The organism is Pectobacterium polaris (assembly GCF_002307355.1).
In the GTDB taxonomy this organism is placed as follows: Bacteria; Pseudomonadota; Gammaproteobacteria; order Enterobacterales; family Enterobacteriaceae; genus Pectobacterium; species Pectobacterium polare.
In genome coordinates, this window is sequence record NZ_CP017481.1 from 188293 (window position 1) to 211414 (window position 23122).

The 23122-nt window shown below is 52.4% G+C and carries 25 protein-coding genes; 13 read left to right on the forward strand and 12 right to left on the reverse strand.

What is annotated here, in order from left to right; genetic code table 11:
* Positions 1-310: 310 nt before the first annotated feature.
* Positions 311-949, forward strand: coding sequence for a peptide-methionine (S)-S-oxide reductase MsrA (msrA, locus tag BJJ97_RS00825; protein ID WP_095992798.1), 639 nt, complete (start codon positions 311-313; stop codon positions 947-949).
* Positions 950-1225: 276 nt separating this feature from the next.
* Positions 1226-2551: a hemolysin family protein gene (locus tag BJJ97_RS00830; RefSeq protein WP_095701960.1), complete on the forward strand. Its 1326-nt coding sequence runs from the start codon at positions 1226-1228 to the stop codon at positions 2549-2551.
* A 63-nt stretch (positions 2552-2614) separates the two neighbouring features.
* Here the strand turns inward: BJJ97_RS00830 and BJJ97_RS00835 are convergent, their stop codons facing one another.
* Positions 2615-2821 carry a DUF1107 domain-containing protein gene (locus BJJ97_RS00835; RefSeq protein WP_005974755.1) on the reverse strand — a complete coding sequence of 69 codons (207 nt, stop codon included), beginning with the start codon at positions 2819-2821 and terminating at the stop codon, positions 2615-2617.
* Positions 2822-3169: 348 nt separating this feature from the next.
* Here BJJ97_RS00835 and BJJ97_RS00840 point away from each other — a divergent pair, with 348 nt between their 5' ends.
* Positions 3170-3748 carry a YtfJ family protein gene (locus BJJ97_RS00840; protein ID WP_039486258.1) on the forward strand — a complete coding sequence of 193 codons (579 nt, stop codon included), beginning with the start codon at positions 3170-3172 and terminating at the stop codon, positions 3746-3748.
* Positions 3749-3768: 20 nt separating this feature from the next.
* Here the strand turns inward: BJJ97_RS00840 and cysQ are convergent, their stop codons facing one another.
* Entirely contained in the window at positions 3769-4509 is a 741-nt protein-coding gene (gene cysQ / locus BJJ97_RS00845) for a 3'(2'),5'-bisphosphate nucleotidase CysQ (RefSeq protein ID WP_167385185.1), read from the reverse strand.
* A 204-nt stretch (positions 4510-4713) separates the two neighbouring features.
* Here cysQ and BJJ97_RS00850 point away from each other — a divergent pair, with 204 nt between their 5' ends.
* The gene (locus BJJ97_RS00850) at positions 4714-6666 is read left to right on the forward strand and encodes a bifunctional 2',3'-cyclic-nucleotide 2'-phosphodiesterase/3'-nucleotidase (RefSeq protein ID WP_095992800.1); all 1953 of its coding nucleotides are present in this window, start codon (positions 4714-4716) and stop codon (positions 6664-6666) included.
* Positions 6667-6724: 58 nt separating this feature from the next.
* Here BJJ97_RS00850 and BJJ97_RS00855 read toward each other — a convergent pair whose 3' ends face one another.
* A complete protein-coding gene (locus tag BJJ97_RS00855; protein WP_095700480.1) occupies positions 6725-7108 on the reverse strand; it encodes a winged helix-turn-helix transcriptional regulator in 384 nt (127 codons plus the stop codon).
* A gap of 313 nt (positions 7109-7421) precedes the next feature.
* Between BJJ97_RS00855 and BJJ97_RS00860 the strand changes: the two genes are divergently transcribed.
* Positions 7422-7976, forward strand: a complete 555-nt coding sequence (locus tag BJJ97_RS00860; RefSeq protein ID WP_010279026.1) for a flavodoxin family protein — start codon at positions 7422-7424, stop codon at positions 7974-7976.
* 70 nt (positions 7977-8046) lie between these two features.
* On the opposite strand, the gene BJJ97_RS00865 is transcribed toward BJJ97_RS00860, so the two are convergent.
* On the reverse strand, positions 8047-8469 hold the full coding sequence (locus BJJ97_RS00865) for a DUF2502 domain-containing protein (RefSeq protein ID WP_095992801.1): 423 nt from the start codon (positions 8467-8469) through the stop codon (positions 8047-8049).
* A gap of 299 nt (positions 8470-8768) precedes the next feature.
* Here BJJ97_RS00865 and ipdC point away from each other — a divergent pair, with 299 nt between their 5' ends.
* Positions 8769-10436, forward strand: a complete 1668-nt coding sequence (gene ipdC, locus BJJ97_RS00870; protein WP_095992802.1) for an indolepyruvate decarboxylase — start codon at positions 8769-8771, stop codon at positions 10434-10436.
* A 269-nt stretch (positions 10437-10705) separates the two neighbouring features.
* On the forward strand, positions 10706-11371 hold the full coding sequence (gene ytfE / locus BJJ97_RS00875) for an iron-sulfur cluster repair protein YtfE (protein WP_095992803.1): 666 nt from the start codon (positions 10706-10708) through the stop codon (positions 11369-11371).
* A gap of 90 nt (positions 11372-11461) precedes the next feature.
* Here the strand turns inward: ytfE and fklB are convergent, their stop codons facing one another.
* Entirely contained in the window at positions 11462-12082 is a 621-nt protein-coding gene (gene fklB / locus BJJ97_RS00880; protein ID WP_039486273.1) for an FKBP-type peptidyl-prolyl cis-trans isomerase, read from the reverse strand.
* A gap of 391 nt (positions 12083-12473) precedes the next feature.
* Here fklB and BJJ97_RS00885 point away from each other — a divergent pair, with 391 nt between their 5' ends.
* Positions 12474-13187 carry a LysM-like peptidoglycan-binding domain-containing protein gene (locus tag BJJ97_RS00885; protein WP_095992804.1) on the forward strand — a complete coding sequence of 238 codons (714 nt, stop codon included), beginning with the start codon at positions 12474-12476 and terminating at the stop codon, positions 13185-13187.
* Here the strand turns inward: BJJ97_RS00885 and BJJ97_RS00890 are convergent.
* From BJJ97_RS00890 to yjfP, 6 genes are all read right to left on the reverse strand, one after another.
* Positions 13184-13546: a DUF488 domain-containing protein gene (locus BJJ97_RS00890; RefSeq protein ID WP_095992805.1), complete on the reverse strand. Its 363-nt coding sequence runs from the start codon at positions 13544-13546 to the stop codon at positions 13184-13186. The two genes, BJJ97_RS00885 and BJJ97_RS00890, sit on opposite strands and share 4 nt — an antisense overlap.
* Positions 13547-13674: 128 nt before the next feature.
* Entirely contained in the window at positions 13675-14127 is a 453-nt protein-coding gene (gene rplI, locus BJJ97_RS00895) for a 50S ribosomal protein L9 (protein ID WP_039486279.1), read from the reverse strand.
* Between the two features lie 41 nt (positions 14128-14168).
* Entirely contained in the window at positions 14169-14396 is a 228-nt protein-coding gene (gene rpsR, locus BJJ97_RS00900) for a 30S ribosomal protein S18 (protein ID WP_005974788.1), read from the reverse strand.
* A gap of 4 nt (positions 14397-14400) precedes the next feature.
* Complete coding sequence (gene priB / locus BJJ97_RS00905; protein ID WP_015841576.1) at positions 14401-14721, reverse strand: primosomal replication protein N; 321 nt, start codon at positions 14719-14721, stop codon at positions 14401-14403.
* A 5-nt stretch (positions 14722-14726) separates the two neighbouring features.
* Complete coding sequence (gene rpsF, locus BJJ97_RS00910) at positions 14727-15119, reverse strand: 30S ribosomal protein S6 (RefSeq protein ID WP_005974793.1); 393 nt, start codon at positions 15117-15119, stop codon at positions 14727-14729.
* A gap of 181 nt (positions 15120-15300) precedes the next feature.
* The gene (gene yjfP, locus BJJ97_RS00915) at positions 15301-16053 is read right to left on the reverse strand and encodes an esterase (RefSeq protein ID WP_095992806.1); all 753 of its coding nucleotides are present in this window, start codon (positions 16051-16053) and stop codon (positions 15301-15303) included.
* A gap of 294 nt (positions 16054-16347) precedes the next feature.
* Between yjfP and BJJ97_RS00920 the strand changes: the two genes are divergently transcribed.
* The 4 genes from BJJ97_RS00920 (at position 16348) to bsmA (ending at position 20691) form a co-directional block, all read left to right on the forward strand.
* Positions 16348-18288 carry a methyl-accepting chemotaxis protein gene (locus tag BJJ97_RS00920; RefSeq protein ID WP_095700487.1) on the forward strand — a complete coding sequence of 647 codons (1941 nt, stop codon included), beginning with the start codon at positions 16348-16350 and terminating at the stop codon, positions 18286-18288.
* Positions 18289-18524: 236 nt separating this feature from the next.
* Positions 18525-19646, forward strand: coding sequence for an RNA ligase RtcB family protein (locus tag BJJ97_RS00925; protein WP_095992807.1), 1122 nt, complete (start codon positions 18525-18527; stop codon positions 19644-19646).
* On the forward strand, positions 19643-20266 hold the full coding sequence (gene prfH / locus BJJ97_RS00930; protein WP_095992808.1) for a peptide chain release factor H: 624 nt from the start codon (positions 19643-19645) through the stop codon (positions 20264-20266). The genes BJJ97_RS00925 and prfH overlap by 4 nt, the downstream gene beginning before the upstream one ends.
* Positions 20267-20382: 116 nt before the next feature.
* Entirely contained in the window at positions 20383-20691 is a 309-nt protein-coding gene (bsmA, locus tag BJJ97_RS00935; RefSeq protein ID WP_095992809.1) for a biofilm peroxide resistance protein BsmA, read from the forward strand.
* Positions 20692-20793: 102 nt separating this feature from the next.
* On the opposite strand, the gene BJJ97_RS00940 is transcribed toward bsmA, so the two are convergent.
* A complete protein-coding gene (locus BJJ97_RS00940; RefSeq protein WP_095992810.1) occupies positions 20794-21192 on the reverse strand; it encodes a DUF350 domain-containing protein in 399 nt (132 codons plus the stop codon).
* 365 nt (positions 21193-21557) lie between these two features.
* Here BJJ97_RS00940 and BJJ97_RS00945 point away from each other — a divergent pair, with 365 nt between their 5' ends.
* Entirely contained in the window at positions 21558-23093 is a 1536-nt protein-coding gene (locus BJJ97_RS00945) for a methyl-accepting chemotaxis protein (protein ID WP_095992811.1), read from the forward strand.
* Positions 23094-23122 lie beyond the last annotated feature (29 nt).

A 23122-nucleotide genomic window follows, 5' to 3' on the forward strand; every position in this document is an offset into this window, starting at 1 on the left:
TGTCGCCTAAAACCTATAGCATGGCTTTTATCACTTCGCCCGCCGCATTGACGGCCGTCGCTTTACGCTTACCTGACAATCCGCCACGCAGCGCCGAAATCTCCTACCAACTTTGCATGATATTAGTGATAAATACTAATTTTCTATCTTAAGAATAGATTTTCACCTACAAACATCAATATGCGGCATTACAGATAAACATTACCTTAACATTAAACACCATGAAGATATAAAGACAGCACCTTGCTTCTTGGTTATGCTTTCCATGAAAGCGGGTTATTTACCCAGTCTAGCTGGAGTTAACAACGTGATGAATTCAATTGATAAAACGCAGCGGATTACGCAATCCGATGCTTTACCGGGGCGTTCCACCCCTATGCCCGTCGCCAGGCTGCATGTCGTGCATGAACATTCCATGACGCATGTGCCGGACTCGATGTCTGTCGCGATTTTTGCGATGGGCTGCTTCTGGGGCGCGGAGCGTTTGTTCTGGCAACAGCCGGGGATCCACAGCACGGCGGCGGGTTACATCGGCGGTTATACCCCCAACCCGACCTACCGTGAAGTGTGCAGCGGGCAGACCGACCACGCCGAAGCGGTGCGTGTCGTTTTCGATCCTACGGTGATCGGCTACGAACAGTTGCTGCAACTGTTCTGGGAAAATCACGACCCCGCGCAGGGTATGCGTCAGGGCGGGGATATCGGCAGTCAGTACCGTTCCGCTATCTATACGCTCACGCCTGAGCAAGAACAGGCGGCACAGGAAAGCCTTCAACGCTTTCAGCAGGCGATGAGGGAAAACGGTGACGGCCGCGCCATCAGCACAGAAATCGAGCCTGCGGGTCCGTTCTATTACGCGGAAGACGATCACCAGCAATACCTGTACAAGAACCCGAACGGCTACTGTGGATTAGGCGGCATCGGCGTCTGTCTTCCGCCTCAGCGTTGACCACTGGCGGTAATTTCACCGCTCCTGCTATACTGCGTCCGAACCGGGCGGATCGTTGCCCGGTTATAGTCCTTCAATTATTGCTATTAATTTATACTCTAAATAATTCGAGTTGCGTGAAGGCGGCAAGGGAAGGAGTCCCGATGAGCTTACTCAGGTAAGTGATTCGGGTGACTGAGTGTAGCCAACGCACAAGCAGCTTGAAGTATGACGAGTATATTCACCTTTCTGAGGATCGCTGCGCTAACTTAGGCTCATGCGAAAACTTTAAAAATGATGTTAAACAGTCTATTACTGATTCTTTTTCTTATTGCCATCAGTGCGTTTTTCTCGATTTCCGAGATCTCGCTGGCGGCATCCCGTAAAATTAAACTCAAACTGATGGCCGATGAGGGAAACCTCAATGCCGATCTGGTGCTCAAGTTTCAAGAAACGCCGGGCATCTTCTTTACCGTAATTCAAATTGGTGTCAACGCCGTCGCGATTCTGGCCGGTATCATCGGTGATGCGGCATTTTCCCCGACGTTTTCCATGTTGTTTGAACGCTTCATGTCACCCGAAGCCGCAGATAAAGTCAGTTTCATCTGCTCATTCGTCCTCGTCACCAGCCTGTTTATCCTGTTTGGCGATCTCACCCCGAAACGCATTGGTATGATTGCGCCGGAAACCGTCGCGGTTCGCATAATCAACCCCATGCGCTTCTGCCTGTTTCTCTTCCGTCCGCTGGTTTGGGTATTTAACGGCTTGGCTAACGTCATTTTCCGCCTGCTCAAGCTGCCAATGGTGCGCAAAGATGACATTACGTCCGATGATATTTATGCCGTAGTGGAAGCGGGTGCGCTGGCTGGCGTACTGCGTAAACAGGAACATGAGCTTATTGAGAACGTGTTCGAGCTGGAATCCCGTACGGTGCCGTCTTCGATGACCTCGCGCGAAAGCGTGGTCTATTTCGATCTGCGCGAGCAGGAAGACAGTATTAAGGAAAAGATCGCCCAGCAGCCACATTCCAAGTTTCTGGTTTGCGATGGCACGATCGATCAGATCATCGGCTACGTGGATTCTAAAGACCTGCTGATTCGGGTGCTGGGAAATCAGAGCCTGACGCTGAGTAGCGGCGTACAGATTCGTCCGGCGCTGATCGTGCCGGATACGCTGACACTGTCCGAAGCGTTAGAAAGCTTTAAAACCGCGGGCGAAGATTTCGCCGTTATTCTGAACGAATACGCGCTGATCGTCGGCATCATCACCCTTAACGACGTGATGACGACGCTGATGGGCGATCTCGTCGGTCAGGGAATGGAAGAACAGATTGTCGCACGCGACGAGAATTCATGGCTGGTTGAAGGCGGCACGCCAATAGAAGACGTGATGCGCGCGCTGAACATTGATGATTTCCCGCATTCCGGCAACTACGAAACCATCGGCGGCTTCATGATGTATACGCTGCGGAAAATCCCGAAACGTACCGATGCGGTGCGCTTCTCAGGCTATAAGTTTGAAGTGGTAGATATCGATAGCTACAAGATCGATCAGCTGCTGGTAACACGTCTGGAAGACCGCCCGATTGTCTCATCAAGCGCGAAGATTGATAGCGACGATTAACCGCTAACAGACATGCATATCATAAAAACCAGAACGGCCCGCTACGGGCCGTTTCTTTATCACTTATCCCATCTCGGCCTGAAGCCGGATGACCTGGCGATTGACTTCTGACATCACCAGAAGATGCTGCTTATCCTGTTTCTTTGGCAATAGAATTTTGCCGTAGTCGAACTCAAAAGCACCAACCCCTTTTATGTACAGCCGCCCACGAAACAGGGTTTTCACATACTTGGCGACTTTCAAAGGATTGTAACGTTCGAAGATCCTCATCGTTTTACTCTCCCGTTTTATTTTTCTACGCTCTCCCTTTCGCCAACATGGCTGAGGTTCTGGAGCGCTAATGAGATAACGGATACTGCTAATTAGTACCGTAAAACAGTATTTAGTTCCCCACTATTCAGTATTCTTAACTGCTTTTACAGATTTTTACAGAGTAGTGTTTAAGGAAACCCCTAGTCATCAGTATAAACCTTCAAAAATAAGGGTTTTGTGCACTCGGGCACAAAGCGTTTTATCGCGGAGCAGGACAGACCAGTTTCCTGAATCTACGCTTATTCCATAGCCCGATATTTCCCATCATTGACATCGCATCGGGCCACCCACACTGAAGGACATACCATGATAAAAATACGCCACCTGCTCCTCGCGCTCTCTATCACGCCTCTGTTGGGGCTGCTCTCACTCCCAGCTTCGGCCCATACGCTGGTACTTAACCAATTGGTTCCTCCCGTCGGCGTCGCAGACCGGGGAGAACTTCAGTACCTTAATAATCAGTTTAGTTATAAAAACTGGAACAGCGCGCAGTTACCCGGAAAAGTACGGGTGATACAACATATCGCTGGCCGCACCTCTGCCAAAGAGATGAACGATCCACTCATCTCCGCACTGAAGGCCGCTAACCTACCGCATGATTATTACCAAACGACGACAATCGTGAATACCGACGATGCCATCATTGGCACCAGCATGTTTGTGCGCAGTAGCCTTGAGGACAACAAGAAAGCCTTCCCGTGGTCGCAATTTATTGTCGATAGCAACGGTAACGTGCGGAAGAGTTGGCAGCTCCAGCCACAAAGCTCGGCTATCGCGGTGCTGGATAAACAGGGGAAAATCCGTTTCGTGAAGGATGGCGCGTTGAGCGGACAGGAAGTGCAGCAGGTGATGTCCCTGCTGCGCCAGTTACTGGAAGAGAAATAACGAATCTAGACTCTAGCTGATTAAAATAAAGAGACGCGAAAGCCGGGGTTGAGGAACGATTCACGTGGCGTGTAGGACAGCGGACGCCCTTGCCAATCGTTAACCTGCGCCCCGGCGGCGACTGCCACCGCATGACCTGCCGCGGTATCCCAGATGTTAGTCGCCCCGAAGCGTGGGTAAAGTTGCGCTTCGCCTTCCGCCACCAAACAAAATTTTAGCGATGACCCAATCGCCACCGTCTGGTGTTCGCCCAGTTGGCTGAGATAGTCCTTTAATTCCCGATCGGCATGAGAGCGGCTGACCACAACCAGCGGCAGACTAGCCTGCTTCACCGTAATCTGCCGACGCTGGCCGCTCTCTTCTTTCCAAGCTTTGCCGTCCGCCGCAGAATACATCACGCCCGTAACCGGCACATACACCACGCCCAGCACGGCTTCACCGTTCTCGATCAGCGCAATATTCACCGTAAATTCGCCATTGCGGCTGAGGAACTCTTTGGTGCCGTCCAGCGGATCGACCAACCAATAGCGCTGCCAGTGCCGACGGATTTCCCATTCAGGCGGATCTTCTTCTGACAGCAAAGGAATATCGGGATACGCCGCAGCCAGCCCGTCCTTAATCACTCGATGCGCCGCAAGGTCAGCAGCAGTCACCGGTGAATCGTCTTTCTTGTGCGCGACATCCACAGGATGTTGCCCTTCGTAAACCTGCATAATGGCGGCACCGGCGTCACGGGCCAGTTGGCAAATAGTTTCTAGCATGATCGACCTCGTCGTTATGGGTTGCGCGTAACGCAGACTTCATCTCTGTCATTCATTATACATCTGTGAGGCAATCTACGATTATTGCCATTATTGATGTCATCCTCAGCATTTAGAGACGATAATCACTTTAACTTCATCATGATATGAAAAACACCCCCGATCGCCTCACGCGTCGACAATTACCTCACAAGGAGTTACGCAATGAAGCATTCACTGGCACTCAGCCTGCTTGCTACGCTGGTCGCCACGACCGTTCATGCCGCTACTGTTGATCTGCGGGTATTGGAAACCACCGATCTACACAGCAATATGATGGATTTCGATTACTACAAGGATACGCCAACCGATAAATTTGGTCTGGTGCGTACCGCCAGCCTGATTCACGCCGCACGCGAACAAGCCACCAACAGCGTGCTGGTGGATAACGGCGATCTGATCCAAGGCAGCCCGTTAGGCGATTACATGGCCTCGAAGGGGCTGAAAGCGGGCGACGTGCACCCGGTTTATCAGGCGATGAACACGCTGGATTATTCTGTCGGCAACATCGGTAACCACGAATTCAACTATGGTCTGGACTATCTGCACAAGGCGCTGTCCGGCGCGAAATTCCCTTATGTGAATGCCAATGTGCTGGATGCGAAAACGGGTAAACCGCTGTTTACGCCTTACCACATTGAAAACAAGTCAGTTACGGATCGCGATGGCAAACAGCATACCCTGCGTATCGGCTATATTGGTTTCGTCCCGCCGCAGGTCATGGTGTGGGATAAAGCTAATCTGACAGGAAAAGTCACCGTCGAAGACATCACGGAGAGTGCCAAAAAGTGGGTGCCGGAAATGCGTAAGCAAGGTGCCGATCTAGTGATCGTTATCCCTCACTCCGGCCTTTCTGCCGAGCCGTATAAGGCGATGGCGGAAAACTCGGTTTACTACCTCAGCCAAATTCCTGGGGTCGACGCGATCATGTTCGGCCATGCTCACGCCGTTTTCCCTAGCAATGACTTTGCGAACATCAAGGGTGCCGACATCAAACAGGGAACGCTCAACGGCGTGCCTGCGGTGATGCCGGGGCAATGGGGTGACCACCTCGGCGTCGTCGATTTCACGCTGAATAACGACAGCGGCACATGGAAGGTGGAACAGGCGAAAGCGGAAGCCAGACCGATCTATGACAAAGCGCAGAAGAAATCACTGGCGGCGGAAGACGACAAACTGGTGAAAGTGCTGTCCGATGCGCACCAGAATACGCGCGAGTTTGTCAGCAAGCCTATCGGCAAATCCGCCGACAACATGTATAGCTACCTGTCGCTGATTCAGGACGATCCTACCGTGCAGATCGTCAACAATGCGCAGCGCGCCTATGTCGAACACTTTATTCAGGGCGATCCCGATCTGGCCGATCTGCCGGTACTTTCCGCCGCCGCACCGTTTAAAGCCGGTGGACGTAAAAACGATCCGGCCAGCTATGTCGAAGTAGAAAAAGGCCAGCTCACCTTCCGTAACGCTGCCGATCTGTATCTCTACCCGAATACGCTGGTGGTGGTGAAAGTCAACGGACAGCAGGTGCAGGAGTGGCTGGAATGCTCTGCGGGTCAGTTCAAACAAATCGATCCAAGCAAGCGCGAACCACAATCCTTACTCAACTGGGACGGCTTCCGCACCTATAACTTCGACGTGATCGATGGTGTTAATTATCAGATTGATGTGACGCAGCCTGCCCGCTATGACAGCGAGTGCGCATTGATCAATGATAAATCGCACCGTATCAAAGGGCTGACGTTTAACGGCAAACCGATCGATCCCAAAGCGACCTTCCTGATCGCCACCAATAACTATCGCGCCTACGGTGAGAAATTTGCCGGTACGGGTGAGAAGTACGTGGCCTTCGCCTCGCCGGATGAAAACCGCTCTGTTCTGGCGGCTTACATCAGCGCGGAAACGCAAAAATCGGGAGAAGTGAAGCCGCAGGCGGATAACAACTGGCGTCTGGCCCCTATCGTCAGCGATACGCCGCTGGATATCCGTTTTGAAACCTCACCGTCTGAGAAAGCCACGGCGTTTATCAAAGAGAAAGCACAGTACCCGATGACGTCCGTCGGCAATGACGAAACGGGCTTTGCGGTTTATCGCCTTGACCTGCAACACGCGAAATAAAGACTGACAGCGATGTCATCCACAGGCTCCTGTTTCGGCAGGAGCCTGAATAGTGGTCTTATAGCGGCTCAACCGCACTATTTGCTGACGCATCAAACTTCTGTTGGGACAACAGCACGTTATCCATATTCTGCTCGGCCCAATAGGTAAGTTCAGCAATCGGCTTGGCCAGCGTTTTTCCCATCGCTGTTGAGGCATATTCCACCGTCACCGGAATGGTTGGGAAGACGGTTCGTTCGACAAAACCGTCGCGCACCAGATTCTTCAGCGTTTGTGACAGCACCTTTTGTGAAATCCCTTCCACGTCGCGTTTTAACTGATTAAAGCGCATCGGTCGTTCAACCAGAATATTCAGAATCAGCAACGTCCATTTATCCCCCACGCGATCCAAAATCATACGGGTCGGGCAGTTTTGCGCATAAACATCATAGCGTTTGCTCATTATCGAGTTTCCATCTGTACCCTAAATAATTCGAGTTGCGTGAAGGCGGCAACCGCACGAATCCCCAGGAGCTTACATAAGTAAGTGACTGGGGTGAGTAAGGGCGGCCAACGTACAAGCAGCTTGAAGTATGACGGGTATGGTTACCTTGAAGATACCAACTCACTTAAAAGTGCTGTCTTAACAGAACCATGAGGCTCCGATATAGTCCTCACATTATAGAGTTAGTATCCATTAGAAAGCACGTATCACTCGCAGGCTACATAACGGCCACGGCGTATCGTTGATAAACACAGAGAAATGAGGATAGGTTATGTCAAAAGCAGTCGTTATTTATCATTCAGGCTACGGCCACACCCAGCGTTTGGCGACTGCCGTTGCCGAAGGCGCTAATGCCGAGCTGATTGCCATCGATGCGGAAGGGAATATCAGCGATGCCGAGTGGGAGCAACTCGCCGCGGCTGACGCCATTATTTTCGGTACACCGACCTACATGGGCGGCCCGACCTGGCAGTTCAAGAAATTCGCAGATGCCAGCTCTAAAGCCTGGTTCTCCCGCAGTTGGAGCAACAAAGTGTTTGGCGGCTTTACTAACAGCGCCAGCCTGAACGGCGACAAGCAGGTCACCCTGATTTATCTGCAAACGCTGGCTTCACAGCACGGCGGAATTTGGGTCAGCCTGAACCAACTGCCTTCCAATGCCAAAGCGGCAAAACGCGATGATTTGAATAACCTCGGTGGTTCTGTCGGTCTGCTGGCGCAGACGCCGTCCGACGCCAGCGTAGATGAAGTGGTCGCGGGAGATCTGGCGACCGGTAAGCTGTATGGTCAGCGCATCGCTGACATCGCCGCAAAACTGGCTAACTAGTCAGCGATACAATCTAAATACCCTTATCCAACGCACAAGCGCCGCTCTTTCGCGGCGCTTTTTTTATCCACTAATCGCGAAACGATCCCCGGCCATTGCGATAGTAACCCTTACCCCGCTCATGCCCGCGTCTGTCCCAATCACCGCGACGCGGACCGCGATCGTCAACGTAGCGAGGGGGATCAAAACGGCGCTTATCATAATCACGTCTGTCTCGCTGACTCTCACGCCACTCGCGGGCATCGCGCCAGCGCCAACCATCCCAATAGTAACCGTGCCGATTACGTTCACCACGCTGGTAACCCCGGTGCTCCTGCCACCAGCGCTCGCTGCGCCAGTCATAGCCATCCCAGTAATTACCTCGTCTGTCACGCTCGCCGATATTCAACGTGACGCCGGGCATCAGATCGATGCTGGCACCCTTAGCCTCTGGCGCTGGCATGACCGCAAACATTCCCACAAACAGGGCACTGATGACGAGTGGCTTAAACATAGGGTAACTCCTTGCTCACCGCGACTGCGGCCTGACAGAGATATACGGGGAAATCCTCTGCGCCACTATCAGATAAATACTTATTTTCCTGATTTTACCTTTCTTAACGTTTCGCTAACGCCAATGCACGCTATTCATCAGCACCCTATTAATTCATTAATAAATTTAATGCTAAAAATCCGCTCAAGCACGAATAAATGCCGACTTAAGGATTAACCATAGGGAATAAATATTAGAAATATTCACCTTAGCGCTAATACTTAATTTCAGAATATCCGTCATTCATAGAGGAAGCAGCGATGGGCGAAAACTATACGGTAGGCGACTATTTACTGGATCGTCTGACACAGATTGGTATTCAGCATCTCTTCGGGGTGCCGGGCGATTACAACCTGCATTTTCTCGATCATGTCATCAGGCACTCGGAAATCACTTGGGTGGGCTGCGCGAACGAATTAAACGCCGCTTACGCCGCCGATGGCTATGCACGATGCCGTCCGGCAGCAGCCCTGCTCACCACCTTCGGCGTGGGCGAGCTCAGTGCGATTAACGGTATCGCAGGCAGCTATGCGGAATGCCTGCCCGTCATTCACATTGCCGCTGCGCCCAGTCTCGCGTCACAACACAACGGTGAATTACTCCATCACACATTAGGCGACGGCGACTTTAGCCACTTTTCCCGCATGGCGGCAGAAGTCACCGTTGCGCAAGCCAGCCTCACCGTCGAGAACGCCACCACGGAGATCGACAGGGTCATTGGAGAAGCGCTTGCTCAACACAAGCCGGTCTACCTGTTTCTGCCCTTGGACGTGGCTGCGGCACCCGCTGGTACACGACCGTATTCGCTCGTTATCCCTGAACCATTACGCTCTGATGAGTCGCTGCAAGCCTTTGTTACCGCCGCCACAGCGATGCTGAGCGAGGCAAAGTCAGTCTCATTACTGGCTGATTTTCTGGCTCAGCGTGTTGGCGTTGCAGAGCAAATCCAACGCTGGCTCGATAAAACGCCACTCCCCCACGCCACCTTGCTGATGGGAAAAGGCACGCTAAACGAACAGCACCATAGCTTTACCGGCACCTACGCGGGTGGCGGCAGTCACGAAGCGATCCGGGCACACATCGAAGATGCGGATACCATCATCAGCATTGGCGTACGTTACACCGATACGATTACCGCTGGCTTCAGCCACCAGATTCCCAGCGAAAAAAACATCGATATCCAGCCCACGCTGGCGCGCGTCGGAGGTCAGGTTTTCCCAGCTATTCCAATGCCAGACGCTATCGCCGCGCTGGAAAACATCACCGCGACACTCGCGCCCCTTTGGGATCACCGCACCATTACGCCTCCGGCTTTACCGCCATCAGAGCACACAGACACACTCAATCAGCGGGAGTTGTGGCAACAGATGCAGCGCTTCCTCCGCTCTGGCGATATTCTCGTGACCGACCAGGGCACCTCCTGTTTTGGGGCCGCGGCACTCCGGCTGCCGAATAACTGCCACTTCATCGTCCAGCCGCTGTGGGGATCGATAGGCTATTCTCTACCAGCCGCATTTGGCGCACAAATTGCTGAACCAGAACGGCGTGTGGTGCTGTTGATCGGCGACGGCTCGCTACAACTCACCGTACAAGAGCTTGGCTCTATCATTCGGGATCGCTTGAACATGGTCATTGTGGTGCTGAATAACGGAGGCTACACGGTCGAACGCGCCATTCACGGCCCAGAACAGCGTTACAACGATATTGCCGCCTGGAACTGGACACAGCTTCCCGCTGCACTAGGAGCAGATGAAAACGAGATACTCTGTAAACAGGTGTGTTCACCAGCGGCACTCGCGCAGGTGCTTGAACAGGTGAATGCCGCATCTCGCTTCTCGCTCATTGAGGTGGTATTACCGAAAATGGATATTCCCGCGCTCTTACACACCATCACGCAATCGCTTGAGACCCGCAATACCGTGCAGTAGAACGGTCAGACTGTTAACGAACCTATTTATTGAACGAGAACGGGAGTAACGGAATAGAAGAGTAAAGCGTTTGCGCCAGGGATGGCGCAATCCGAGCGTACAGGGATGTATTTACAGCGTCTTTACGATCTATCCGTTACTACCGCCATACGGATTTTGTCAGCAACCTCGGCATACTTTTTACCGCCTACCTCGTAAGCGGTATATTCAACGATTAAAGATGCATTTAAAATGCAATTTATAAACTGCATTCGTTGAGAGGCATCATCATGGCATACCGCGATCAATCCCTGGGTGAGTTGGCTATCGCTATTCCGCGCGCGACCAAACTCTTTCGTGAACTCAATCTGGACTTCTGCTGCGGCGGAAAGCAAACGCTCAGCCGCGCCGCTGGCAAAAAAGATCTCAATCTTGACGATCTGGAAGCACAGCTAGAAAAACTGGCCGCGCAGCCTTCTGACGCACGGGACTGGCGTGAAGCGCCGCTGGCTGACATTATCGCGTACATCATCCCTCGCTTTCACGATCGTCACCGCGAACAACTGCCAGAGCTGATTCTGATGGCAGAAAAAGTCGAGCGTGTGCATCACGATAAAGCCGACTGCCCGCACGGACTCGCAAACCAGCTGACCGCCATTTATAACGAGCTGTCTCAGCATATGATGAAAGAAGAACGCATCCTCTTCCCAATGATTAGTCAGGGAATGGGCGCGAATGCTGCTGCACCGATTTCAATGATGGAGCATGAGCACGATGACGCTGGGCGTGATGTGGAAGTGGTCAAAGAACTGACCAACGGTGTCGTACCACCGGAAGGGGCCTGCAATACCTGGCGTGCGCTGTACTCCGGTATCAACGAGTTCATTACCGACCTGATGGAACACATCCATCTGGAAAACAATTTGCTGTTCCCACGCGCGCTGCGCGGTGAGTAATGTCGTTTCAATAAAAAAAGAAAGTCAGTAGAAACCATTCAGTAAAAACAAGAAAGGCGCTCAGTGAGCGCCTTTCTTGTTGTCTGGAGATTACAGAATTTCCAGCAGTTCCACTTCAAAAATCAGCGCGCTGAACGGCGGAATGGAAGCACCCGCGCCACGTTCGCCATACGCCAGATTGTGCGGAATATAGAGTTCCCACTTGGAACCGACTGGCATCAGCGTCAACGCCTCAATCCAGCCTGGAATCACGCCGCTTACTGGGAATTCAGCAGGTTGACCACGCTGAACAGAGCTGTCGAACACGCTGCCGTCAGTCAGGCGACCCGTGTAATGCACACGTACGCGATCCTGACGAGCCGGGATCGCACCTTCACCCTGAGTCAACACGCGGAATTGCAGACCAGATTCCGTGCTGTTCACGCCTTCTTTCTGCGCGTTTTCGGCCAGGAACTGCTGACCTTCTACCGCCAGCACCTGTTGGCGATCGCGACGTACCGCATCAGCACGTTCATGAACTTCACGCAGCGCACGATGAACCACATCCACAGGCACAGCTGGCGCATTACCTTCCAGCGCATCGCGTAGACCAGCAAGCAGGGCTTCTGGGATCAGGCCTTCAAGACCTGATTCCTGTAACTGTTGACCAACCTGTAAGCCGATGCCGTAACTTGCCTGCGCTTCGACGCTATCAAAAGAAGGAGTTGTCATGGATGTTCCTTTTAATCTGTAAAAAACTGAAAGCGCAGCATAACAGCGACGGGGATTGGGGTAAAATCCTGTGTGCAGGTAATCACGTTAACCGCACGCCAGCCAAGCCATTCCGGGAAGCTGGCCTATACTGGTAGTTCTGATGTTTCTATCGCACCGGTTGCCTTAATCATCAACGCGTTAACTGGTCAGCTAATACGGATTATCGGTATACTGGATTGCGTTATTATCCCGATACTGTTTTTATGCCGACGCCGTCTGGCTAGTGATGTAGCCTAGTTACTGGCATAGTTTTAGTGACTGGCATAGCGTTGTTAATGGCATCATTTTTATATGATGCTGTTTTTATACTGAACTGTTTTTATATTAAACCGTAGTAAGAGAGGTCACCATGGGCAGAATTGCGCCCAGGAAGCGGAAAACCACCTGGGATTATCAAACGCTAGTACGCTTCTGCCAGCGAATCATCCAGCGGCAGCCCTCACATGCTGTAGCCGTAGAAAACGACGGGGAACGCGAAGAGCAGGAACAGTTACCTTCTCCTTCCCTGCGCGAGCGTCTTGGTGCCATACTGCAAAAAATCTGGCATCTGCCCGATGGCTATCACTGGATGGAACCGTTGCCGTTCCTCCATCGTCGCTGGATTTTAATCGCTATCGCACTGCTGCTCGTCGTGTTGCTCTGGCCTTACAGTGCCCAACATCCGCAGCCTGCCCGTACCACGCCCGTCCCTCTTACGCAGGCAGATAATCAGGCGGCGATGCAGGCCGTGATTATTGAAAACCAGCCTTCCATACCCCAGCAGCAACCTGCGGCTACCGAGCCTCCAGCACAATCATCAGCACCGTGGCGACAGTATGAGATCGCCTCGGGGCAAACGCTGGCCCAGCTCTTTCGCGATAACAATCTGCCCGTCAGCGATGTGTTCGCGATGGCTCAGGTGGAAGGCAGGGATAAGCCGCTCAGCAATTTACGGGCGGGTCAGGCAGTCAAATTACAGCTGAATGCACAAGGTATGGTCGCCGAGTTGGAGATCGAAACCACGGCGAACCAGACGATTCGGTTCACCCGCGGTGCGGACGGTGCTTTTACTCGTACTCGCTAACGAGCCAGCCGTTCCAATAGAAAATCGCGCAGGACAATAGCATGGTTGTGCTGCGCGTCTTTACTGCCATAAAGCAGCGTGATTGCCTGCTTCTGCTCAAGTAACGCCAGCAGCCTGTCGCACGCCGAGCCCTGCACTAACTCATTACGATAATAATCCACAAATTCCGCCCAGCGTTCAGGATCGGCGTGAAACCATTTCCGCAACTCGCTGCTCGGCGCGATATCTTTAAACCACTCAACACCCTCCAGACGCGCTTTGCTGATGCCGCGCGGCCACAGACGGTCAATCAGAAAAGTGGGGGAAGAGAAAGGCGCGTGCGCGTCATAAACGCGGGTGAGATGAATCAAGTCAGACATGCGGCCTCCGGCCTGCTTTTAGGTATAGGTAATGATAGGTCATTTCCCGATCCCTAAAATGCAAAACGCTGGCACTAGGCCAGCGTTTCACATGTTAACTAAAGTGTTAATTCAACGATAAACGTGAATTACGCTCCAGCAACAACAACTACATTCAGTTCAGCAAAGACATCGCTGTGTACCTGGAAGCTCACTTCGTGCTCACCCACAGTACGCAGAACGCCGTTCGGCAGGCGAACTTCGCTCTTAGCAATGTCAACACCGGCAGCCGTTACCGCATCAGCGATATCGCGAGTACCGATGGAACCGAACAGTTTACCTTCGTCGCCTGCTTTAGACGCGATGGTAACGCTACCCAGTTCTTTGATCTTAGCAGCGCGAGCTTCAGCAGCAGCCAGAACGTCAGCCAATTTGGCTTCCAGTTCAGCACGGCGTGCTTCGAAGAACTCAACGTTTTTCTTGGTTGCCGGGACAGCTTTGCCCTGTGGAACCAAGAAGTTACGAGCATAGCCCGCTTTAACGTTTACCTGATCACCCAGGCTGCCCAGGTTTGCTACTTTATCAAGCAGAATAACTTGCATTACTTTATCCTCTCAAAGTCTCGTTAATGGACAGTGGCCGATTACTGATGACGGTCAGTGTACGGCAACAAAGACAAGTAACGCGCACGCTTGATAGCGCGGGCCAGCTGACGCTGGTATTTTGCACGAGTACCGGTGATACGGCTCGGAACAATCTTGCCGCTTTCAGTGATATAGTTTTTCAGCGTAGCGATATCTTTATAATCAATCTCTACAACGCCTTCCGCGGTGAAACGGCAGAATTTGCGACGACGGAAATAACGTGCCATGTGGCTAGTCTCCAGAATCTATCAATTCAATCTGCTCGGCATGTAACACTATCTTGCTCAAGCCATTGCGCCCTTGATGGCAGCTAATGAACCCGTGCACGGTAAGTTGCGTGCCGACCGTTATACTGTGGGTAACTGCTTGTGACGAGAGTCCGCTGACAATCACGGGCATACGACACCATGCTTGCCGACTCAATCCGGCTTCCTCCTGTGTCGAGCGGTGCTCAAGCACAAACTGACAGTGAGGAATGCCTGACGGGCTGACTTTACGAATGGGCGTCTTGCACACTGTGCCGGACAACACCAGACGATTCACCGTCACCACAACAATTACTCTTCAGAATCCCCTGCATCCACATCATCGCCAGCTTCAGCGAAATCTTCACGACGCTCACGGCGTTCGTCTTTCGCTTTCACCATTGGAGATGCTTCAGTTACCGCGTGCTTAACGCGCATAACCATGCTGCGGATAACGGCATCGTTAAAGCGGAAGTTTGTTTCCAGCTCATCGATCGCTTCCTGCGGCGCTTCAACGTTCAGCAGAACGTAGTGTGCCTTGTGCAGTTTGTTGATCGGGTAAGCCAGTTGACGGCGGCCCCAGTCTTCCAGACGGTGGATCGTGCCCTGCGCACCAGTGATAGTGGCAGTGTAGCGCTCGATCATGCCCGGAACCTGTTCGCTCTGGTCAGGATGAACCATAAATACGATTTCGTAATGACGCATCGAATTGCTCCTTACGGATTATTCAGCCTCCTGTCTGGGTCAACCGCGGCCCGTGGAGGCAAGGAACGTGTGTATGTGCGGCTGAAAAAATGACGCGTAAGTATAGTGCCCGACATTAAAGAACACAAGGAGGAAACACAGGAGTTTTCTGCGTGGCAATATTTAAGCCATCGGGGCAGGATTACAGCGTCCGCCGGAAGAAATCAGCGCCCGCCTGCAGCGCCGTTGGCGTAATGCGATGCCCCACGCCCGGCTCGGTCAAATACGTCAGATTAGCCAGCTTATCGCGCGCCTGTAATGCCTGATAGAGACGGACGCTTTCTGCCGCCGGCACAACATCATCCGCTTCACCGTGCCACACCAGCAACGGACGTTCGGACAACGCGTCCAGACGTGTGGTGACATCATAATCAGCCAGTTTGCTCGCTAACGTCTGCAACACCGCTTGATTTTCCTCACTATCGGCCGGAACCGGAGGAAACAGCGCGGACGATAGCGTAGAGAAATAGCCCGATCCCATAAACGCTGCCACTACGGTAATCCACGGATAACGCGCCATACACCCAAGCGCACTCATTCCACCAAGCGACGCGCCGCAAACGCCAATCCGCTCGCCATCAATCAGGCCACGCTGCCGATATTCCGCTACATAGCCGGGGAGTTCTTCAATATTCGTTTGCAGAATATCCCAGAAGTGACGCAATCGCCGTGCGTCATCTCCGTCATAGCGCGCACCGTGCATGGCCGCATCGGCCAAAATCACCCGAAACCCGGCCTGAGCCAACGCATAGCCAAAATACGAGTACACCTCTTTTGATGAAGTGTAACCGTGGAAGAAAAAAATCGTCGGAAGGGGCTGCTCTCTCCTTCCCGCAGGTGCCGCGTGAATCGTTTCAATACCGCTACCGAGTTTATCCAGTGACATTTCGACCATATTTCCCTCGTTTTCTGTTCTGTCAGCCTATGCTTATGTAGCGAAATCGTATTTAGCAGAAAGGGGATGACCTTCTACGATAACCCACTCACAGCCATTTTCTTATCTCCGTGTCGTCACTGATTCCGTGCTGGTTTAATCGGCGTATTTATGTAAATAAAAAAATCACATTGATCTAGATCAATAACTGAAATGAATGTTTACACTCCGTGATTAATTTTTTTTCACTTACTGCCGTTAACGCATGTGAAGCAAGACTAAAAAATAACCTTTTTTATTATAAGAGACACACATATGTTGGGACTTTCTTTTAAACACTGGGGCCTGGGTATCAAGCTATCAGTCATCGCTTCACTGAGCGTGGCGATACTTTTCATTGCATTCACCCTATCCCTCACCCGATCAGCAGGCAATCAGCTCAAGACCCTGACCCTTAACGACATGCAGAGCCAGGTGAATGGCGTCACCGACATGATCAACATGTACGATACCAGCCTACAAGCCGAGGTCAGCAACTATACGCGGCTGCTGGCGAGCTTTCTGCCGACGCGGTTTTCGCTGGATACCGTTAACCGCACGCCTTTTGGTAACACCTCTCACCCAACGCTTAAAGCTGGCGATACGGTATTGAACCTCAATACTGAAGTCCCGGACGACTTTCTGAGCCGTACTCACGCGATTTCAACGATTTTTGTCCGCGATGGAGAGGATTTTACGCGCGTTACCACGTCGCTGAAAAAAGAAGATGGATCGCGTGCGATGGGCACCAAGCTCGATCGTGAAAGCCCAGCCTATGCGCCCGTGATGAAAGGTGACACCTACAGCGGGTTAGCCACGCTATTCGGCAAACAGTACATCACCCAGTATCAACCGATACGCGATAGTGAAAACAAGGTGATCGGTATTCTGTTCGTCGGCGTCGACATCACGAAGCAATTTACCGAGATGCAGCAAACGATTCTGAACAAGAAAATGGGTGAAACCGGCCATTTCTTTGTACTTAGCACGAAAAAAGGAAAGGATGCGGGCAACTATCTTTACCACCAAAGCAATGCTAACCAGCGCCCTGACTGGTCAGAAGGTGCGTTAGAGAACGTGCTGGCAACCGGTAATGGTACGATCGAATACGACAACAACACGATGACGGGCGAAGAAAAAACCCGAATCATGGTGTACCGCAGTATTCCGCAGTGGAACTGGATTGTTGCAGGCACGGTGAGCAAAGAAAGCCTAATGGCAGAAATTAATCACACCCGTAACTTGTTTTTGGGCGGCGGCATTATTCTGGTTCTGCTCTTCGCTGGATTCTTTGTCGTCCTGACGCGCAAATGGTTGAGCCAGCCGCTGGTTGAAATCGTCAAAGTGGCGGAACAGTTCTCTGCTGGTAACCTGACCGCGACGCTTTCCAGCAACCGTTACGATGAAGTTGGCCGCCTGATCGATGCCATTAACGGCATCGGGCAAGGGCTAACGACCATCGTGTCGCAGGTGAGAAATTCGTCCGAAGAAATCAGTGCCAGCACCGATGCGCTGGCTGCCGATAGCGAAAACATCAGCGAGCAGATTGCCCGTCAGGCCAGCAGCGTCGAAGAGACGTCTGCCAGCATGGAGCAACTCTCCGCCAGCGTGAAGCAGAATGCCGATAACGTCTCCGCCGCCAAAGATTTGGCAGAGCAGAGCGCAGCCGCAGCACGAAACGGCAGCCAGACCGTTACCGACTCCGTTTCGACGATGAGCGACATCAAGAACTCATCGCAGCGGATTGCTGATATCACGACAGTCATCGAATCTATCGCTTTCCAGACCAATATTCTGGCGCTGAATGCCGCAGTCGAAGCCGCTCGTGCGGGTGAGCACGGTAGAGGCTTCGCCGTGGTTGCCGCTGAAGTGCGGGCGCTGGCACAGCGCAGTTCTACTGCGGTGAAAGAGATTGAAACCCTGATTGATGAATCACTGGAGAAAATCGAAGCGGGTTATCATTTCTCAGAAAAAACGCAGGCGGTAATGGACGACTTGCGTAACCGCATCTTGCAAGTCAGCACCATCGTGAACGATATCGATATCGCTTCACGCGAGCAGTCCGCCGGTATCAGTCAGGTGAACATCGCGATTGTACAGATTGGTCAGGCAACGCAGGAAAACGCCATTCTGGTCAACAATTCGGAAGACACCGCGCATAACCTGCGCCAGAAGGGCCACCACCTCAGCGAGCTGGTCAGCGTCTTCCGTATTTAACCGTCCGTCATGGCCATCGTGTCATAGGTATTGCACGATGGCCGCCATTTACGTATTATGCCGACGTTTTTTCACCTATCCCCCACACTGACAAAGGAGACGACATCATGACAACACTTACTCTGATTCTTTGCAGGACATCTCGGGACTAATTCCGCATTCTTTTCCGCTTTGCGTTATCCCCCCCAGCTGTAGCCTGCCTTACCCTATTTTTAAATTGATCAGCAGGATGATCTATGGGCAATGCTATTCGCTCTATTTCGGCGCGCGTCAGTGTGATCGCGACGGAAAATACCTGGATTGAAGATAAAGCAATCCAACAGCTTCAAATTACATCACAACTTCCCGATATGGTTCGCGTGGCCGGCATGCCAGATTTGCATCCAGGCCGGGGTTACCCTATCGGTGCCGCCTTTTTTTCACAGCAGCGTTTCTATCCGGCGCTGGTCGGAAACGACATCGGCTGCGGCATGGCGCTCTGGCGCACAAGCCTGAACGCCAACAAAATTTCGCTGGATAAGCTGGAGAAACGGCTGGGTAATATCGATGGGCCACTGGAAGACGATATCGAGATTCCCGCATCGCTGGCGGATTTCCGCTATTCGCTGGGCACCATCGGCGGCGGTAATCACTTTGCGGAATTGCAGCAGCTTGATGAGATCTATCAGCCAGATACGCTGCACGCTCTGCACCTTGATCCTAAACAGCTGCTGTTGCTCGTCCACAGCGGCTCGCGCGGATTAGGGCAAACCATACTGGAAGCTCACGTGCGGGAATTCGGCCATCAGGGGCTTGAAGCCAACACGCCTGCCGCAGAGTCCTATCTGGAACAGCACCAGTTCGCACTGACGTTTGCCACCCACAATCGGCGACTGATCGCGCAACGGATGCTGGAACGTTGGCATACGGAAGGCGATGCCGCACTGGATGTGAACCACAATCTGGTGACATCAGCAACAATTGAGGGTATTTCCGGCTGGCTGCACCGCAAAGGCGCGACACCCGCCGACTGTGGTCCGGTCATCATTCCCGGCTCACGCGGCGACTACAGTTATATCGTGCAGCCTATTCCTCACGCCGACAGCCTGTATTCGCTGGCACATGGCGCGGGCAGGAAGTGGATGCGCACGGAGTGTAAAGATCGGCTGTCTTCACGTTACAGCGTCCAACAACTCGCGCGTACCCGCTTCGGCAGCCGCGTGATTTGTCAGGACAGGCAGTTGATTTTTCAGGAAGCACCGGAAGCCTACAAGCCAATAGACAGTGTGATCGGTGCGATGCAGCAGGCGGGATTAATCACGCTGATTGCCCGCCTGAAACCGGTACTCACCTACAAAACGCGCGGGGAGGATAAATGATATTACTTCAACTCTCCGCCGCGCAGGGGCCGGACGAATGCATGTTGGCAACCGCAAAGGCTTTGCAGGCTCTGACGCGAGATGCCGCACGGCAAGGCATCGAATGTGAAGTTATCGAAACCGAAGCGGGGAAACGCGCTGGCACACTACGTTCCGCATTGGTTCTGTTAAACGGTGAACTGGCGGAAACGCTGGCTGCCAGCTGGTGCGGTACACTCCAGTGGACGTGCAATAGCCCTTGGCGTAAGGGTGGCGGACGTAAGAACTGGTTTATCGGCGTCGCACGCTTTCATCAGGAACAGGCATTTGCCGATAACGAGATTCGCTTTGAAGCCACCAAATCCTCTGGTCCCGGTGGGCAGCATGTGAATAAAACCGAGTCTGCCGTCCGCGCCACCCATGTCGCCAGCGGCATCACGGTGAAGGTGCAGAGTGAACGCAGCCAGCATGCTAACAAGCGTCTGGCCTGTTATCTCATCGCCTATCGTCTGGAAGCGTTACAGCAACAGCAGCATGCTGAACTACGGGCACAGCGGCGTCTGTTCCACCACCAGATCGAACGCGGCAATCCAGTAAAAGTCTTCAAAGGCGAAGACTTTACGCTGGTCACGTCGCGCTAACCTCAACTCACAGGCGGGCACTCGTTGCCCGCCTGTCATTTTCCCGCTTAAAGAGAATACCATCGACCCGATGATGGCGCTACACTCCCGCTATCTACCCCTGTCAGGCTGAAACGATGAACATCGTGCGGATACTTTTCTTACCCTTAATACTGATGCTGTCCGGCTGCCAGATCATCCAAGGGAAGCCTGTCGCGCCACCACCGCCTGCGGAGAACGCGCTCGAAATTCGCTATGCACAAACCAGCCAGTTGGAAAAAATGGGGACGATTTCGGTTAGCATGCGCGGAAATGCTGATGATGTGGATCGCGCCCTTCAACAAAAAGCCGATGCCTCCGGCGCGCATTATTATGTGATTGTACTGAAATCCGAGGCCACAACGCTCCCCGGCATGTGGTTCGCGCGCGCCGTGCTATACCGCTGAATATACGGGCAGGTTGTCAAAACGTGGTAAACAAGGCTGGCAGGCAAAGGTGTCCGCCAAACAATACCGGGCAGATTCCCGGTATTGTCATGCAACAGCAAATTAATACGACATACACGCCGCATTCAGAATCCCGCCGCTAAGCGAGGCGGCACAGAGAAAGGTACCGGTGGCGATATCGTTATTCTGGATATGTTGGCTGAGGCGCGGCATATACAGGCGCACCGCGAAATAAATCAGTAATTGCACCACCAGCGCAACCGCACCCCAGGTGATGTAATCCACCAGACTCACCGAATTAATCGCCGCACTGGAAAGCGGGATCACATAGCCAATTAACGCCCCACCGAACCCAATAGCAGCCGTACCGTTGTTTTCTTTAATCAGCGCCCACTCATCATGCGACGTGATGCGGGTGTAGATAAACAGAAAGGCCAGCACCATGGCAAACCCGATAAAGAAATAGGAGGCGAAAGCGAGTAGCGACGTAACAATAGGCATAGCGATATTCCTTTTAAATGAGCCCCGTTGGCGCATCAGCAATAAATAAGAGGAAGCATGAAGAATATAGATGATTATTGCATAGCAAAGCGTTTATACATGACTTTACGTGATAAACAACGCAGGAATCCCCAGCGCAACACTTTACCCCCAGCCTTCATACCCGCACGAGTCTCCTCACATTTTTTAAGAAAACGGATAAGCATTGCGCCTGAAATGCCGATAACAGATAAGGCATTTTTTATCAGTTAGATAGTGCCTGTTTCACCTTCATCACCTGCTTTTTATGCAAACACACAACAACAACTAATCCGTTATTGACCTGCGATGACGGTAAATAATTAATGAACGAAAGGAAGAGGTTTATGCTGCGCTGGATGTCATTTCAAAACCTGTCTGTAACGCGAAAGTTATTGGTAGGGTTTGGTTTATTGCTCATCATGGGAGTCATCCTCTCAATGGTCGGCTTTTACGGATTACACAATAGCGACCAATCGTTAAAACGCATCAGCCGTCTTGGTGCCATGTATGACAAGACAGTGGTCGCGCGGGAAGGCAACTTTGGTTATGCGCTGGAGCGTAAAGCACAATATCTGGAACAGCACGACAGTGCGATCGGTAACATTAAGGAAGAGCTGTCCGCGTTGCTGAAAGCGATCGACACGGGCCATTGGCCAGCGGAAGACAAAAGTGCCATTCAGGATATCAATGCGTCACTCAGCGCTTATATTTCACAGCGTCAGCAGGTGATGAGCCCGGAAGTGAGCCAACAGCGGCTCAGTGAATTGAACGAGCAGATGGCGGTGTTGCAGGAAAACATCAACAAACTTTACTTCACGGAAGAGAACCGCGCGGGCCGTAACGTCATTAGCAGCGACATACAGCTGGGCGTGATTACGCTGATTGCCATCATACTCGGCCTGACCACAGCCATTGTTATCTCACGGCAGATCGTACGCCCGCTGCATCAGGCATTACACGCCACCCGTGCGATTGCGGAAGGCGATCTCACCGTGCAGCTTCACAACGATCGTCATGATGAATTAGGCCAGTTGATTTCAGCCATGGGGCAGATGAACAGCAATCTGCACAGCATGATTGATAAAATTCGCCTCAGCGCGAACCAGATTTCCTATGCCGCAGGGGAAATTTCTGCCGGTAATACCGACCTCTCTTCTCGCACAACGCAACAAGCTGCTGCGCTTGAAGAAACCGCCGCCAGTATGGAGCAGTTGACGTCAACGGTGAAACAGAATGCTGATAACGCCCATCAGGCTAATCGACTGGTTATGGATGCTTCTGACACTGCGAATCAAGGGGGAGAACAGGTTTCTAAAGCCGTCAACACCATGCACGATATCGCGCAAAGCTCCCACCGCATCGCTGAAATTACCTCAATGATCAACAGTATCGCGTTTCAAACCAATATCCTGGCGCTGAATGCCGCGGTAGAGGCAGCGCGAGCCGGTGAACAAGGTCGTGGCTTCGCCGTCGTCGCCAGCGAAGTGCGTAGTCTGGCACAACGCAGTGCACAGGCAGCCAAAGAGATCGATACACTGATTGCCGAGTCGGTTTCGCAGATTAATAACGGTGCAGCACTCGTTAACGGCGCGGGGAAAACGATGGAAGGGATTGTCCAGTCAGTGACACAGGTCCACGACATCATGAAAGACATTACTACCGCTTCTGACGAACAGCATCGCGGCATTTCTCAGGTCGGTCAGGCCATTATAGAAATGGATCAGAACACACAGCAAAACACCGTGCTGGTGGAGCAATCCTCATCTGCCGCTCAGTCGCTGGAGCAGCAGGCGATCGTGCTGTCTGATGCGGTGTCTGTTTTCCGGCTTTTACAGCCTTCGCAGCAAGACGTTCGCAGACTGGCGAGCCCAGCAGCATAAGCACTATTTAGAACACCAACCAAAAAAAT